11 protein-coding genes are annotated in these 14,626 nt (G+C 58.4%); 5 read left to right on the forward strand and 6 right to left on the reverse strand.

The genetic code is table 11. The annotated features are described in order from the left end of the window. Positions 1-42: 42 nt before the first annotated feature. From SB725_RS09275 to SB725_RS09290, 4 genes are read right to left on the reverse strand one after another with little or no spacing between them, the layout of a single operon-like run. On the reverse strand, positions 43-1,029 hold the full coding sequence (locus SB725_RS09275; protein ID WP_027923121.1) for an alpha-ketoacid dehydrogenase subunit beta: 987 nt from the start codon (positions 1,027-1,029) through the stop codon (positions 43-45). After that, positions 1,026-2,009, reverse strand: coding sequence for a pyruvate dehydrogenase (acetyl-transferring) E1 component subunit alpha (pdhA, locus tag SB725_RS09280; RefSeq protein WP_410921665.1), 984 nt, complete (start codon positions 2,007-2,009; stop codon positions 1,026-1,028). The genes SB725_RS09275 and pdhA overlap by 4 nt, the downstream gene beginning before the upstream one ends. Then, on the reverse strand, positions 2,006-3,769 hold the full coding sequence (gene acsA / locus SB725_RS09285; RefSeq protein WP_410921666.1) for an acetate--CoA ligase: 1,764 nt from the start codon (positions 3,767-3,769) through the stop codon (positions 2,006-2,008). Before acsA ends, pdhA begins: the two co-directional genes overlap by 4 nt. Positions 3,770-3,800: 31 nt before the next feature. Continuing rightward, on the reverse strand, positions 3,801-4,688 hold the full coding sequence (locus SB725_RS09290; RefSeq protein ID WP_059182937.1) for a universal stress protein: 888 nt from the start codon (positions 4,686-4,688) through the stop codon (positions 3,801-3,803). 260 nt (positions 4,689-4,948) lie between these two features. Here SB725_RS09290 and SB725_RS09295 point away from each other — a divergent pair, with 260 nt between their 5' ends. Next, entirely contained in the window at positions 4,949-6,001 is a 1,053-nt protein-coding gene (locus SB725_RS09295; RefSeq protein WP_410921667.1) for a phosphotransferase, read from the forward strand. Positions 6,002-6,022: 21 nt separating this feature from the next. Here the strand turns inward: SB725_RS09295 and groL are convergent, their stop codons facing one another. Beyond that, entirely contained in the window at positions 6,023-7,639 is a 1,617-nt protein-coding gene (gene groL / locus SB725_RS09300; protein ID WP_310268239.1) for a chaperonin GroEL, read from the reverse strand. A 312-nt stretch (positions 7,640-7,951) separates the two neighbouring features. On the opposite strand from groL, the gene SB725_RS09305 reads away from it, so the two are divergent. Next, positions 7,952-8,449: a BCAM0308 family protein gene (locus SB725_RS09305; protein ID WP_410921668.1), complete on the forward strand. Its 498-nt coding sequence runs from the start codon at positions 7,952-7,954 to the stop codon at positions 8,447-8,449. Between the two features lie 82 nt (positions 8,450-8,531). Then, on the forward strand, positions 8,532-8,771 hold the full coding sequence (locus SB725_RS09310) for a hypothetical protein (RefSeq protein WP_410921669.1): 240 nt from the start codon (positions 8,532-8,534) through the stop codon (positions 8,769-8,771). A gap of 33 nt (positions 8,772-8,804) precedes the next feature. Here the strand turns inward: SB725_RS09310 and mgtA are convergent, their stop codons facing one another. Continuing rightward, positions 8,805-12,401 (reverse strand): magnesium-translocating P-type ATPase, encoded by a 3,597-nt coding sequence (mgtA, locus tag SB725_RS09315; RefSeq protein WP_410921670.1) that lies wholly within the window; start codon positions 12,399-12,401, stop codon positions 8,805-8,807. 333 nt (positions 12,402-12,734) lie between these two features. Here mgtA and SB725_RS09320 point away from each other — a divergent pair, with 333 nt between their 5' ends. Both SB725_RS09320 and SB725_RS09325 read left to right on the forward strand, forming a co-directional pair. Further along, positions 12,735-13,382, forward strand: a complete 648-nt coding sequence (locus tag SB725_RS09320) for a BON domain-containing protein (RefSeq protein WP_027923112.1) — start codon at positions 12,735-12,737, stop codon at positions 13,380-13,382. 140 nt (positions 13,383-13,522) lie between these two features. Then, complete coding sequence (locus SB725_RS09325; protein WP_027923111.1) at positions 13,523-14,461, forward strand: universal stress protein; 939 nt, start codon at positions 13,523-13,525, stop codon at positions 14,459-14,461. The last annotated feature ends 165 nt before the right edge of the window (positions 14,462-14,626 follow it).

Genomic DNA, 14,626 nt, shown 5'->3' on the forward strand with positions numbered 1-14,626 from the left:
ACCCTCCGCGTCCGATACTCGAACGCGCCATTGTCATTGCGCTCACCCGGATGTCCCCTGGCACAACTCATGAGCGGCCGCGACGATCGTCGACACTTGTGGCAGGGCCGCCTCTTCCAGATGCCGGGGATAAGGGATCGGCACCTCGGCGCTGCACACCCGTGCCGGTGGAGCATCCAGCTCGAAAAAGCCTTGTTCAATGATCCGCGTAATGATCTCGGCAGATAGGCTGCCGCTGCGCCATCCCTCATCGACCACCAGGGCGCGACGGGTTTTGCAGACTGAAGCCATCAGCGTCTGGTCGTCCAGAGGGCGCAGGACCCGCAGGTCGATGACTTCGCAATCAATGCCCTCCCCGGCCAGCACCTGCGCTGCCTCCAGGGTTTTGCCGAGAGTGCCGCCATACGTGATCAGGGTCAGGTCCTTGCCGGCCCGGCGTACCTTGGCAGAGCTGATATCCACTGCCTCCCAATCGCCCGCATCACCCTCCAGGTTATAGAGCTGGGCGTGTTCGAATATCAGCACCGGGTCTGGGTCCAGCAGCGCGGGCCGGAGCATGCCGCGCGCATCTTCGATGGTCGCCGGAGCGAGGATTTTCAACCCGGGAATATGGGCGTACCAACCCTCCAGACTGTGCGAGTGCTGCGCTGCAAGCTGGCGTCCGGCACCGGTCGCCATGCGCACGACCAAGGGCACGGAGAACTGTCCGCCGGACATGTGCCTCAAGGCGGCCGCCGTATTCATCAAAGGATCGAGGGCGAGCAGACTGAAGTTCACGGTCATGATTTCGACAATCGGCCGCATGCCCCCCAATGCCGCCCCTATACCGGCGCCCACGAAACCCAGCTCGGACAACGGCGTGTCTCGAATGCGCTCGGGGCCGAACGCCTCAAGCAACCCCAGGGAGACGGCATAGCTGCCACCGTAGCGACCCACGTCTTCGCCCATCAGAAATACCCGTGGGTCCTGCTGCAGCGCCTCACGCATGGCCTCGCGTAGCGCTTCGCGATAGGTCATGCGAATGCTCATGGCGCCACCGTTGGGGTGTATACATCAAGAGACAAATCCTCGAGTGGCTCCAGGCGACCGCTTTCGGCATACGTCACGGCGGCTTCCACTTCCGCGTCCACCTGGGTCAGGATCGCCAGAAATCCGGGCTCGTCCAAAAGACCTTGCGCCTTAAGCTGTGCACTGTACGCATGGATCGGCCCATGGGTCTTCCATTGCTCCACCTCGTCCTTGTCACGATACAGCTGCGGGTCGAACATCGAGTGGGCACGAAACCGATAGGTGCGAAACTCCAGAAAAAAAGGCCCACGCCCCGCGCGGATGTGTTCAACCGCATCACGAGCGGCTTCATACACCGCGATCACGTCCATGCCATCCACGGACCGGGTATCAACTTTGTAGGCCGAGGCTTTCGCACACAGGTCAGTTTGCGATTGCGAACGGTCCAGGGCAGTCCCCATCGCATAGAGGTTGTTTTCGCAGCAAAACAGCATCGGCAGCTGCCACAATGCCGCCAGGTTGATGGACTCATGGAAGGCCCCTTCCGCCATCGCGCCTTCACCAAAAAAACAGGCACAGAGACGCGATCCACCTTGCATGCGTTCAGCAAGCGCCAGGCCGACCGTCAGTGGCAAGCCACCCGCCACGATGGCATTGCCGCCGTAGAATCGTGTAGTGGCATCAAACAAATGCATAGAGCCGCCGCGTCCCCGCGAGCATCCTTCCTGGCGGCCATACATCTCGGCCATGATGGCTTTCATGGGGACGCCCTTGATCAGCGCGTGGCCATGTTCGCGATACGTCGCGACCACCGCATCGTTGGCGGCCAGCGCATGGAGCACGCCGACCGCTACCGCTTCTTCACCAATGTACAGGTGCAGGAAGCCACGAATCTTGCCCTCCCCATACAACTCGCCAGCCCGCTCCTCAAGACGGCGGATGCGCACCATGTCACGCAGCAAATCGAGCGAAATGTCCCGGGAACGCGGTGGTAGGCTCATGACGGGCTCTCCATGCTGGACGTATCGCCTTCAGGCAAACCCAGTTCCCGGGCCTTGAGCAGACGCCGCATGAGTTTTCCGCTACGGGTGTGCGGAAGCACCTCCACAAATTCCAGCTCCTTGGGCGCAACGACCGCCCCAAGACGCTTGCGTCCATGACCGAGCAACTCGTCGTGCAGGGCCGGGCTGGCAGTGAAACCCCGTTTGAGTGAAACAAAGGCCTTCACGGTTTCGCCCAACAGCGGATCGGGCTTGCCAATCACCGCAGCCTCGGCCACGGCCGGGTGTTCCATGAGGGAGCTTTCAACTTCGAACGGACCGATCAGGTGACCCGCCGACTTGATGACGTCGTCGCTGCGACCAATAAACCAGTAGTAACCATCGGCATCGCGACGCACCAGATCGCCGCTCAGGTACCACTCACCGACAAAACAGTGGCGATAACGCTCCTCCTGTCCCAGGTAGGTACGGAACATGGCAGGCCAAGGCTGTTTCAAGGCCAGGTCACCGACCTCGTTGTCGCCCAGGAACACCAATCCGCCCTCTTCACCTCGTACGACGATGGCCGCCTCGACACCCGGCAGCGGCTTGCCCATGGACCCCGGTTTGATCGGCATCGCGACCGTGTTGGCAATCATGATGCCGCCGGTTTCGGTCTGCCACCAATTGTCGTGGATCGGCAGCCCAAGCACCTCTTTGCCCCACCAGACTGCCTCGGGATTGAGCGGCTCGCCGACACTGGCAATAAACCGCAGACTCGGAAAATGATGGCCGCGCGCCAATGCTGCACCGGCTTTCATCAAGAGACGAATCGCCGTCGGAGCGGTATACCAGACTGTCACTTGTTGCTTCTCCAGTATCCGGTACCAACGCTCAGCATCGAATTCATTGCCCTCGACCACACTGGTGACGCCCAGCAACAACGGGGCAAAGATCCCATAGGAGGTGCCGGTCACCCAACCCGGATCGGCGCTGCACCAATAGACATCGTCGGGGTGCAAGTCCAAGGCGTATTTTCCTGTGACGCGGTGAGTCAGCGCCGCGCCATGGACATGCAAGACACCTTTTGGGGTGCCCGTCGTGCCGCTGGTGAAGTGTAAAAGTGCGGGGCTGTCGGCGGTCGTATTGGCAACGGTCAAGGCTTCCTCTGCCTGCGCCAATAGTTGATGCAAATTAAGCGTCCCCTCGATAGGCGCCGTGTCCCCGCCATTTTCGTCATACAGCAGCACATGCTTGAGTGCCGGCAAACGCTCACGTATGGCCGCGATCTTGCGCCGGTAGAGGGTTTCACTGGTCAGCAACACACTGCCTTCGCCAAGACGCATACGGGTTTCGATGGGCTCCGGGCCGAATGCACAGAACAATGGCGACACCACGCAACCGAGTTTCAGGCCGCCGAGCACGCCCAGATAAAGTTCCAGCCCCCGGCCACAGAGGACAAATACTCGTTCGCCGGGCATCACGCCCAGTTTTTTCAATACATTGGCAAATCGATTGGTCAGGAGGCTCAGTTGGGCGTAGCTGATGTCACAACTGCCCCCATTGCGGTCAAGAATGCGCAATGCGGTATGCCGTCGATGCGCACCCTGCGCATGCCGATCCACGGCCTCATACGCGAGGTTCAAACCGCCGCCCGGCAAACCGGCCAGAGCACGGGCTTCCACCTGCCAGGAAAAGGCGTCCCGAGCTTGCACGCTATCGCGCCAGTTCGGCGCTAGCGGCAGGTTGGCCAGGGTTTTCTTAATGATCGCCGGATGCATGATTGCCCCCTTGAGTCGTCATCGGTCCGTCCTAGACCGCCAGGACGCTGCAGGGCACCTGATACAGAATATGTTCGGTCGTGCTGCCCAGCAGTTTCTCCATCCCGTGGTATTGGACTCTGCCCATCACGATCACATCCACGTTGTGCTTGTCGGCGAACTCGCTCAGCGCCGAAACGGGATGTCCCAGAATGAAATGCCGACGGTTAGCAGGCACACCGTACCGACCGGCGAATGTCAGGAACGATTTTTCCAGCTCTTTGCGCAGCCCCTTGGTCAGCTCCGACAGTTTCAAGCCACCGCCCAATTCCTCCAGGTAGTCTTCCGTAATGTCATAGGCATACAACAGGTGCAACTCGGCATCACACTGTATGGCGAGGCTGGAAGCCTGTTGGATAATCCGGTCATTCAATTCGCTGTTCTCGGGCCCAACCGCCGAAGCATCAACCGCCGCCACTATCTTGAGCGGCAAGGCATGGTGCGCCCCACCCACCAGATAAACCGGTACCGGACAGTGGCGCAGCAAGTGCCAGTCCAGGGGGGTGAACAACGTGCGCTTGAGCGCTGATTCATGTTGGATTTCCTTAATCAACAGGTCGGGTTGTAACTCCTTGACGTGATCCAGGATGTCTTGCTCCACGTCATCCGCCCACGCCACCTCGGTGGTCACCTCGACCCCTTTGGCACGCAGTTGTCTGGCCTGGTCTTTCAGCCAGTCGCGATGGTCCTGCAGGTAACGCTCCCGAGCCTTTTCCCGGTCGCCTTCTTCAAGCAGCGGCAACAATTTCAACGTCGGGATCAACGCCGCAATATGCAGACATGCACCGCTGGCCTTGGCGAGCGCTGCTGCATGGTCGATTGCCGGAGAATGGCGCAGCGCCAGGTGGATGATGAGTAACAACCGTTGATACTGGCTCATGGTCTGACTCCAGGCAGAGGGCTTCAACGCTTGCCGCTGATCCTCGCGGAGCTCAGCCGTTGCGTCGACGCCGGACCCAGTACCAGCGTTGATTCAGGTTGCTCCGCTGGAATGTGCCAGACGTTGATAAATATCAAAAACCGGCGTGAAGCCCACAAGACGCGCAGCCTTTCATTCCACCGCACTTGATCAATATCAATCGGAGCGGGCCTTCCCTTCTTCACACTGCCGAAAAGTCCGCAGACGGCGTGGAGGCGAGAATGAACAACCTGCAAGACGAGGTCATTGCCTTTCTCTCCAGGCCGTCCAGCTACGGCACGTCAAACCAGCCCGTGGAGCGTATCGAGACCCATGGTTCGGTGATTTTTCTGCAGGCCAACCGCGCCTATAAACTCAAACGCGCCGTGGCGTTTGCCGAGCTGGATTTCCTCAGCCTGGAAAGCCGGAAAAACGCCTGTCAGGCAGAATTACTACTCAATCGACGAACAGCACCGACGCTGTATTTGAGCGTGTGTTCGATCAATCGCCAGGCGGATGGCCAGTTGGCGCTCGATGGTGGCGGACAGGTGGTTGACTGGCTCGTGGTGATGCGCCGTTTTGCTCAGAATCGGCTGTTTGACCGCATGGCCATTGAAGGACGTCTGACGGAACCGATGATGGAACAATTGGGGGGCGAGATCGCTCGCTTTCATGCCAACGCACACATCACCCCTTCTTTCGGTCGCATCCCGGACCTGTACGAAGAAATCGAGAAAAACCATCGGGAAATGTCGCGTTATCCACCGATCCTCGACCTTGCGACAGTCACCGCGATTGCTCATGCCTCCCGGAACCTGCTGGAGTCGTTGAACGGCTGCCTTGAAGATCGCCGCCATAAGGGCCGCGTTCGCCGTTGCCATGGTGATATGCGTTTGGCCAATATCTGCCTGCTCGACGGTACGCCGACGCTCTTCGATGGCATCGAGTTCAGTGAGCGGCTTTCCTGTATCGATGTGCTCTACGACCTGGCTTTTGTGCTGATGGACCTGCAACACCATGGGCTGAACAGGCTGGGGGCGCGTCTGTTGTCCAGTTACCTCAACCACAGTGATGTGCAGGAAGATTGCAAACCCTTGGCGTTTTTTCTTTCTTTGAGGGCTGCTACGCGCTGTTTCTCCCTCGCGGGTGCAGCGCTGCGTCATGTCGATCCGGCCAAGCGATACGAGAAGAAGGAAAAAGCGGTCCAGTTGATGCACCAGGCTCTGAGTTACTTGCACGGCGAAAACCCGATCCTCAATTACCTGGCGATGACTGAGGCGTCCTCCTATACATGAGCGCTACCCACCACCGGATTTTCATTCAGGAAAAGATGGCTGGGCGGGTGATTCCTTTTCCGGAATATCCGTCATGGTCGCCTCGGTCAGCAGCAAGATACTGGCGACTGAAACAGCATTTTCGAGGGCAATCCGCACCACCTTGGTCGGGTCGATGATGCCGGCTTCGTACATGTCGACATAGCTATTGGTGGACGCATCGAAGCCAATATTCCCTGGCTCCGCAAGCATGCGCGCAACCACGACGCCGGCATCCACGGCCGAATTTTCAGCGATGAGTCTGGCCGGGGCTTCCAGCGCCCGGCGAAGAATCTGCAAGCCGGTCCTGGCATCGCCCTCATAACGGGCTTCTTCGGCCGCAATAATCGGGACAGCCTTGAGCAACGCAAGCCCGCCACCCGGCACAATGCCTTCGGCGATCGCCGCCCGGGTCGCTGAAATGGCATCGTCCAGCGCATCTTTGTGCGCCTTCATTTCCGCTTCGGAAGGCGCCCCGACACGGATCACCGCAACACCACCCGACAGCCTGGCCAGTCGTTCCTGAAGCTTTTCCCGGTCGTAATCGCTGGTCGTACTGTCTATTTGCGCACGGATCTGCTGCAACCGAGCCTCGATGGCCTCGCGTGTGCCGGCGCCCCCTATTAACGCCGTGCTGTCTTTTTGCACCACGACTCGATGTGCACGCCCCAACTGGTTCAGTTCCACCTGTTCAAGGGGGATGCCCAGCTCATGGGAAACAACGGTTGCCCCCGTCAGAACGGCCATGTCCTGAAGCATTTCCTTGCGCCGATCACCAAAGCCCGGCGCCTTGATTGCCACTGCTCGCAGAACACCGCGTATCTGGTTGACGACTAGCGTGGTCAATGCCTCACCTTCGATATCGTCCGCGATCAAAACCAGGGGTTGCCCGCTTTTAGCAACGAGTTCAAGCAAGGGCAGCAAGTCTTTGAGTGCACCGATCTTGTGGTCACAGAGCAGCAGGTAGGCGTCATCGAGTTCGACCTGCATCTTTTCGGCGTCGGTGACGAAATAGGGTGAGACATACCCCCGGTCAAACCGCATGCCTTCCATGACTTCGACCACTGTTTCGGTGGTCTTGGATTCCTCGACACTGACGACGCCTTCAACGCCGACCTTTTCCAGGGCGTCTGCCACCAGTTGACCGATGACGGCATCGTTATGCGCTGACAGCGTGGCGACCTGAGCCTTCTCCTTGGGCGTGCTGACGGGACGCGACTGGGTGGCGAGGGATTCGATGACCAACAAGAGGCCACGATCCAGGCCGCGCTTGAGGTCGATCGCACTGGCACCCGCGACGACGTTGCGGATGCCATCGGCCAGGATGGCATGGGCCAACACCGTTGACGTACTGGTCCCGTCCCCTACCGCATCACCTGTGCGTTCGGCCGCCTGACGCAGCATTTGCGCGCCGAGGTTTTCCTCGGGGTCGAGCAGGTCAATGCGTTTGGCGATCGTGACGCCATCATTGCAGACCGTCGGATTGCCCCACTTATTCTGGATCAGTACCGATTTTGATTTCGGCCCCAGCGTCACACGCACGGCGTCCGCCAACTGTGTGGCGCCACTCAGGATTTTCTCGCGAGCTGCAGCACGAAACACGATTTTAGTGTGAGCCATCAGGGTGCTCTCCTGGCCAGTTCCATAACAAGTGCGTTTTGGCAGCTTCTATGAACTGGCCCGTGCAACGTTGACTTTTATCAACAAACTCACAACGCCACCAAGCCCTCGGCCGCCGCAAAGAATGCGCGCGCCGTAGGGATGACCGACTGTCAGCTCACGTCCCGGAATTGACACAGATCAATTCGCGCCGCCAGAAACCGAGTCCAAATGAAGGTGTGTGTGTTGAGCAGGCTGAAAGGAGAAGGGATCTGTTTTTGGTCTCGGTCACAGGTGAGATCTTTTTCCATTTGATGTGTGAGGAGAAACGCCATGGACAAGTTTCAGCAGAGTCAAAAAAGCAAGCTGTTCAAAACATCCACTCATGACCCCTATTGCTTGCAGAAGGTTGAAGGTTCAGCCATCTGCCCGCAGTGCGACGCGGTCTATCAAGCCGGAAACTGGACCTGGAAACACCCTGAAAACACGGTCGTCCATAACGCGCAAACAGCGACGTGCCCAGCCTGTCGGCGCATCAATGACAACATGCCAGCGGGGACGCTTACGTTATCGGGCAGCTTCTTGCTCAAGCATCGAGACGAAATCATCAGCCTGATCGAAAACACCGAAAAAAAGGAAAAAGCCGAGCATGCCCTGGAACGCATCATGGACTTTACCGATTCAGCGGGTGACCTGATCGTGACCACGACTGGCATTCATCTCGCGAATCGCCTGGGCCATGCACTGGAGGCCGCGTTCAAAGGGAACTCTGATTACCGGTACGGCGACAACGAGTATGGCTTGAGCGTCGACTGGACACGTGACGAATAGAACCGGGCGCGGTTGTCTCAACAGGGAAAATGGAGGGGGACCAGGACACCCCCGCTCACCTTCTTGTGCTACCCGAGGGCGTATGAATATGGCCATCAATGAATCAGCCCTGCGGCCTGCAGCCAACCTTCAATCGACCAATGGCAGCATGGCGTTGTTTTCTGAAGCCGACCGTCTGAACGATAAAGCCTACGCCCTGTTGGACGAGCCCGTTTCGACGCACACCATCCATAAATTTACTGAAGCAAAAAAACGGGCGGATGAAAAATACCGACAAGCCTGGCAGGAATGGCGTCATACCAAGGGCAAAAACGCCCGATGACAGCACGTGAAGGCTTGAGCCATGCCTTTCCCGTCATCCAGAGACAGGCGTGACGATGGATCTGCGATGGCGCTTCGAGCGCTGACGACGGTAGAAAATACGCTTCACACATTCAGCTGACGCCATGTACACCAGGCTGATCGTCAACACCACCGCCAGAATATGGAACGGCAGTGGCACCAAGCCGAACCATGGCGCTAGCGCACTGTACGGTAGCCCGATTGCAAGCAGACCAATGCCCAGCGCACTGATCATCAGCAGTTTCGCCGGGCGGCTTTGGTAAAACGGCCTGTAAGTGCGCACGATGAAAATCGTCAGCAGTTGGGTCAGCAGCGACTCAACGAACCAACCGCTGCGGAATACTTCGGGAACCATGTCTGCGAGCAGGTACAAGGCTACGAACGTCAGCATGTCGAACAACGAGCTCACCAGCCCGAAAACCACCATGAAATTGCGGATTTCAGTGATGTTCCACCGATGAGGCGTGCTTTCCCATTCGCGATCAACGTTGTCGTTGGCAATCCCCATGGAGGGGATGTCAGACAGGAAGTTGTTGAGCAATATTTGCTTGGCCAGCAGGGGCAGGAAAGGTAACGCCAGAGAAGCCAGGGCCATACTGATCATGTTGCCGAAGTTGGCACTGGAGACGATGGAAATGTACTTGAGGGTGTTGGCAAAGGTATGCCTGCCCTCTTCGATGCCTTCGCGCAGGACATTCAGATCGTGCTCCAGCAACACGAAGTCGGCGGCTTGTTTCGCGACGTCGGCGGCGTTGTCCACGGAGATCCCGATATCGGCCACTTGAAGCGCGGGTGCATCATTGATGCCATCGCCCATGTACCCGACAACATGCCCGGTCTTCTGCAGGGCTCGGATAATGCGTTCTTTCTGATTGGGATCGACCTCGGCGAACAGGGTCGTCAGCGGGGCCAGGTGCATCAACGCTTCGTCTTTCATCGCTGACAGCTCAGCGCCGGTGATGATCCGCTCAACGGGAAGACCCACCGCCATACCTACGTGGCGGGCCACCAGATGACTGTCGCCGCTGATGATCTTCACTTGCACACCGAGCTTGTCGAGGGTGGCAATGGTGTCTTTGATTCCCGGTTCTGGAGGGTCAAAGAACAATAGAAAGCCGCGAAAGGTCATGTCCTTTTCTTCATCCCGGCCATAGTGTGGCTGATCCGGCAATGTACGGGTGGCAAGCCCCAGGACTCGAAACCCCTGCTCGCTCCAATCGGCGAAGCGTTGAGCAATCGACGCGAGTTCTGCGTCGTTCAGCGCGATAACCTGATCACCTCGACGCCTGTGCGTGCAAACCTCAAGCACATTGTCCAATGCCCCCTTGGTCACCATCAGTCTGCTGGCCTCGGGCGCATTGGCCACCACCACGCTGAGGCGCTTGCGAACGAAGTCATAAGGGACTTCATCAAGCTTGCTGACGCCTGCGCAAGGCAGGTCTTTGCCGGCCAGAGTGATGGCATCGTCCATCGCGTTGCGCATTCCGGTCTGGAAGCTCGAATTGAACACCGCCAGTTGCAAGACATCAGAGGCGACGACGCCTTCTACATCCATGGCACCGTCCAGCACCACGACCCCCCGGGTCAGCGTACCGGTCTTGTCGGTACACAGGATGTCCATGGCCCCGAGGTTTTCGATGGCATTGAGGTGACGCACGATGACCCCTTTGGCCGCCATGCGCTGCGCGCCTTTGGCCAGCGTGATACTGAGGATCGCCGGCAACAGTTCCGGCGACAGGCCGATGGACAAGGCAATGGCGAACAACAGGGTGTCGAGGGTTGGGCGATGCAGCAACATATTGATGCCGAACACCACAATCGTGATGACCAGCATCACCCGCAGCAGCAAGCCACCGAAGTGGCGCAGGCCACGCTCAAATTCAGTTTCGGGGGGCCGTAGCGCCAAGGTCTTGGCGATGTGGCCGATTTCACTCTCCTGGGCATAGCGCGTCACCACCACCTCGGCAGTGCCGCTGCGCACCGAGGTGCCCATGAACACACAATTGTGGCGCTGCCCCAGGGGGGCATCGGGGGCGCAATCACCGGGCAGCTTTTCTACCGGAAAGGTTTCCCCCGTCAGCAGGCTCTCGGCGATGAAGCAATCAAGCGCTTGTATGATGCGGCCGTCAGCGGCAATCAGGCTGCCGGCACTGAGTAACAGGATATCCCCCGGCACCACCTCACTGGCGGCCACTTCCAGGGGCTTGCCCTCACGACGTACCATCGCCCGCAAGGCAATCTTGCTGCGCAGCTGTTCCACCGCCTGGCTAGCCCGACTCTCATACCAGGCGCTGAGTACCGCACTGATCAGCACTATGCACCACACAATCGCCGCGTCGAGCCAGTCCCCCACCACCACGGCCACCAACGCGCCCACAATCAGAATCAGGACCAAGGGGGTGCGCATTTGCTCCAGCACCAGTCTGGTCAACCCCCGTGGCCGGTCCTTTGCCTGGACCGGGGCACTGCGCATTCGGGCCCTGGCCTGAGTTTGGCTCAACCCCTTTGGGGTGCTGTGCAGGGTACTGAACACCTGGCTGACCGGCGGGCTCCAATAATCGGCGTTTTTGTCACGCGTTGTTTTTTTGCCTGTCGATTGCCATTCGCGATGCGCCAGCCAAAGGCCCGGCACCATCGGCAACCAGAAGGTTAATCCGCGAAACAACAACGTGGCCGAAAGCGCCACCGCAATGTTCACCCCGACCCAATGCAACGTCACCACGGCCGCCGCCTCGAAGGCACCGAGACCACCCGGCACAATGCCGATACTGCGCAGCACACTGGCCAGCATGAATCCGGCAAAAAGGCCCAACGGCGGTGCCGAGACGCCCAGCGCTCGGACCAGCACCCATAACGTTGCGCTATCAAGCACAATGATCGCTAACTCCAGCAGCGTAACGCGCCAGAGCAAGGCGTGACTGCGAACCAGATTTTTGTCGGCGCCGGTCAGTAACGAAACGCTCTTGGCGATAATCGAAAAACCCTGGCCCGGCACATGGGCAGCCAGGCGGCTATTACCCGCCAGTCTTGGGATGATCACCGCCAGAACCAGGCTCACCGCCACAAACACCATACAAGTGGTCAGTACCGTGGCCGTCGCATGCCCCTGGAAAATCACCACCGGCAACGCCACGCCAACGGACAGCACGTAGGCCAGGAAGTACCCGGACACATCCAGTACCAGACACGCCAACACCACCGGTTTGGCAAACCCGAGTCGCACAAACGAGGCGACCACCGCAAATGCGCCGCTGATACCGGAGGACGGCAGTGCTTGATCGACAAACAGTTTCATCAAGCTCAGCTTGCCCGAATCCCAGAGTGAAAGGCGCAGGTCCCCGGCCTTGAGCACCACGCGAAACACCTGCCCCTGGGCGACATACGTCAGGGCTTGCAAGCCGAAGGCAGCAATGAGCCACAGTGGTTCTGCCTCCACGAGCAATCGCGTGAAGGATTCGACATCGGTGAAGTGCAGCGCGACGCCAATGACCGTCGCAAACATCGCGGCCCCCAGCAGCCAGGTCAGCCAGAGCGCAGGTCGACTGTAATGCGGGTCTTCTTCAAAGACAGGCGGGTGATTCAGGTCCGGATTGGGCGGTTTAACAGACATGCCGTGCCCCTGAGCCATTGAGCAGGAGCCTTGATTCTGGGCGCGTGACGACGAGTCTCTTTGATCAATGTCAACTACTCTCGCCCGCCCCCTCGCCGATTATCTCCGTACCCGTCTACGTGCCCACGGCTTCATGGCTGGAAAGCATCAGAAAGTTGATCCGAGTCGCCTGCACTCTCTGATTTTTGTCTACTGATCGCCGGCTGTCGACTCGCGGAGGCACTCACTGACGCCTTGTTGATTTAGCTCAATGTCTTGGCGCCGCTCAGGCGTAGAAAAAACCAATAGGGCTCTTGCGGCCCGCCAATACCGGATCAAACAGAGGACACAGACATGAGCGACTTGAGCCTGCGTAAAACCATATTGGAAGAGCTCGAATTCAAGCCCGATATCGAAGCAGCCAACATTGGTGTAGCCGTGGACAATGGCGTGGTCACGCTGTCCGGTCACGTCAGCAGCTACGCCCAGAAAATCAGCGCGGAACGCGCGGTCAAAGGCATCAATGGCGTACGCGCGCTGGCCGATGAAATTCAGGTCAGGCTGGATAAATACGCCGGGACTTCCGACGACTCGATCGCCACCCGCGCCTTGAAAATCATCCATTGGAGTTCCGACGTTCCCGAAGGCGACGTCAAAGTCATCGTGCAGAGCGGGCGGATCACTCTGGAAGGACAAGTGGACTGGCAATACCAGAAAGAAACCGTGGAGCGCTCGGTGCGCAAGTTATCCGGCGTGGTTGGCGTGTGTAATCGCCTCACCTTGCGCCCTCGGCTGGATGTCTTTGATATCCAGCAACGCATTGAGGCCGCGCTAAAGCGTAGCGCCGAAGTGGATGCCAAGGATATTCATGTCACCGTCGAAGGTGATGTGGTGAGGCTCGAAGGCCGGGTTCACTTGTGGCGCGAACGCCAGATTGCAGAACGGGCCGCCTGGTCGGTGCCAGGCGTGAGCAAAGTGGAAGACCATTTGCTGCTTGCGTGAGTCAATACCCTGGGGAGCCGGTGGTTCCCCAGGACGTGCTGCTCAATTCCGCCGAACCGGACGGATTCGATCCTCGTAAAGGCGTCGGACACTGGAGCCATTGGGCAGGCATTTGCACGATTACCTACGGGAGATTTGTCATGTCCGATCAAACACGTTTCATGCTGGTCGTTCCGCCCCTGATGGAGAACAATCCCGCTTTCGATCGGGCCGCCGCGCTGGCCAAAGCGTCGGACGCGGCACTTCACATTGTGGCATTCGACTACCTCGAAGGGCTGGCGACTGCCGGAATGGTCAACCAGCAAGCGCGGGAGCAAATGCGAATCAGCTACGTCGAGCGCCATCGACAATGGTTGGAAGACCAGGCCCGTCCGTTGCGCAAAAACGGAGTACACGTCACAACTGAAGTCGTCTGGGTAGAAAGACCCTTGCAGGAAATCCTCATCCATCTCAAAGAACAATCCATGGCGGTATTGATCAAGGCGCTGGAACACGAAACGCTGCTATCACGCCTGATGTTTACTCCGTTAGATGTCCATCTGTTACGCGAATGCCCGGTGCCCATGCACTTCGTCAGCCACATGCACCACGCATTGCCCCGCAAGATCGTCGCTGCGGTCGACCCTTTTCATCGCAATGGGCAGTACAAAAGTTTCAACGACAGAATTCTGCAAGAAGCCCAAAAACTGGCGAGCACCTGTCATGCAGAGCTCGACGTTATCTATGCCCATGACCTTTCATCCATCAGCGCAGATGAATTCGGCTTCGCAAATGGCTCGACGTTTTTCTCATCCAGCAAAGCCAAAATGCTATTTGACGCACAGGCTGATGCCTTTCGTGAACTGTCTGAGCGCAACGGTATCCCGCCGGAACGCCAGCATCTGATCATGGGTAACCCCGTCAAGGTGCTTGCCAGCTACGCAGCAGCGTATGAGACCGATGTGATTGTGATGGGACGAATCGGGCACCGGACAATGGACCGGTTTATCGGCAGTACGGTGGAACAACTGCTGTTCAAAATGCCATGCAGTATTTGGGTCATTTCCCCGCAGGTAATCATTGAAAGTGACGTTCACTGACGGGGGCATGTTTCGCCATCCTCTCAGTCATCCAATCACCGGGTAATCCACACCGTGGTGCGCCCCATTCATCAACCTCCGAGACAACGCCAAGCTCCCCGCTACACTTCCTTATCTGCGCCGCGCTATCGCGTCATGCTGGATGCGAGCAAATGACCGACTGCT

The sequence above is a fragment of the Pseudomonas sp. SIMBA_041 genome, assembly GCF_046535095.1.
In the GTDB taxonomy this organism is placed as follows: Bacteria; Pseudomonadota; Gammaproteobacteria; order Pseudomonadales; family Pseudomonadaceae; genus Aquipseudomonas; species Aquipseudomonas mucoides.

What these genes read in the sequence shown, in the direction of transcription:
- SB725_RS09275 (WP_027923121.1), bottom strand. Translation starts at nt 1,029, where the DNA reads ATGAGCATTCGCATGACCTATCGCGAAGCGCTACGCGAGGCCATGCGT.
- pdhA (WP_410921665.1), bottom strand. Translation starts at nt 2,009, where the DNA reads ATGAGCCTACCACCGCGTTCCCGGGACATTTCGCTCGATTTGCTGCGT.
- acsA (WP_410921666.1), bottom strand. Translation starts at nt 3,769, where the DNA reads ATGCATCCGGCGATCATTAAGAAAACCCTGGCCAACCTGCCGCTAGCG.
- SB725_RS09290 (WP_059182937.1), bottom strand. Translation starts at nt 4,688, where the DNA reads ATGAGCCAGTATCAACGGTTGTTACTCATCATCCACCTGGCGCTGCGC.
- SB725_RS09295 (WP_410921667.1), top strand. Translation starts at nt 4,949, where the DNA reads ATGAACAACCTGCAAGACGAGGTCATTGCCTTTCTCTCCAGGCCGTCC.
- groL (WP_310268239.1), bottom strand. Translation starts at nt 7,639, where the DNA reads ATGGCTCACACTAAAATCGTGTTTCGTGCTGCAGCTCGCGAGAAAATC.
- SB725_RS09305 (WP_410921668.1), top strand. Translation starts at nt 7,952, where the DNA reads ATGGACAAGTTTCAGCAGAGTCAAAAAAGCAAGCTGTTCAAAACATCC.
- SB725_RS09310 (WP_410921669.1), top strand. Translation starts at nt 8,532, where the DNA reads ATGAATATGGCCATCAATGAATCAGCCCTGCGGCCTGCAGCCAACCTT.
- mgtA (WP_410921670.1), bottom strand. Translation starts at nt 12,401, where the DNA reads ATGTCTGTTAAACCGCCCAATCCGGACCTGAATCACCCGCCTGTCTTT.
- SB725_RS09320 (WP_027923112.1), top strand. Translation starts at nt 12,735, where the DNA reads ATGAGCGACTTGAGCCTGCGTAAAACCATATTGGAAGAGCTCGAATTC.
- SB725_RS09325 (WP_027923111.1), top strand. Translation starts at nt 13,523, where the DNA reads ATGTCCGATCAAACACGTTTCATGCTGGTCGTTCCGCCCCTGATGGAG.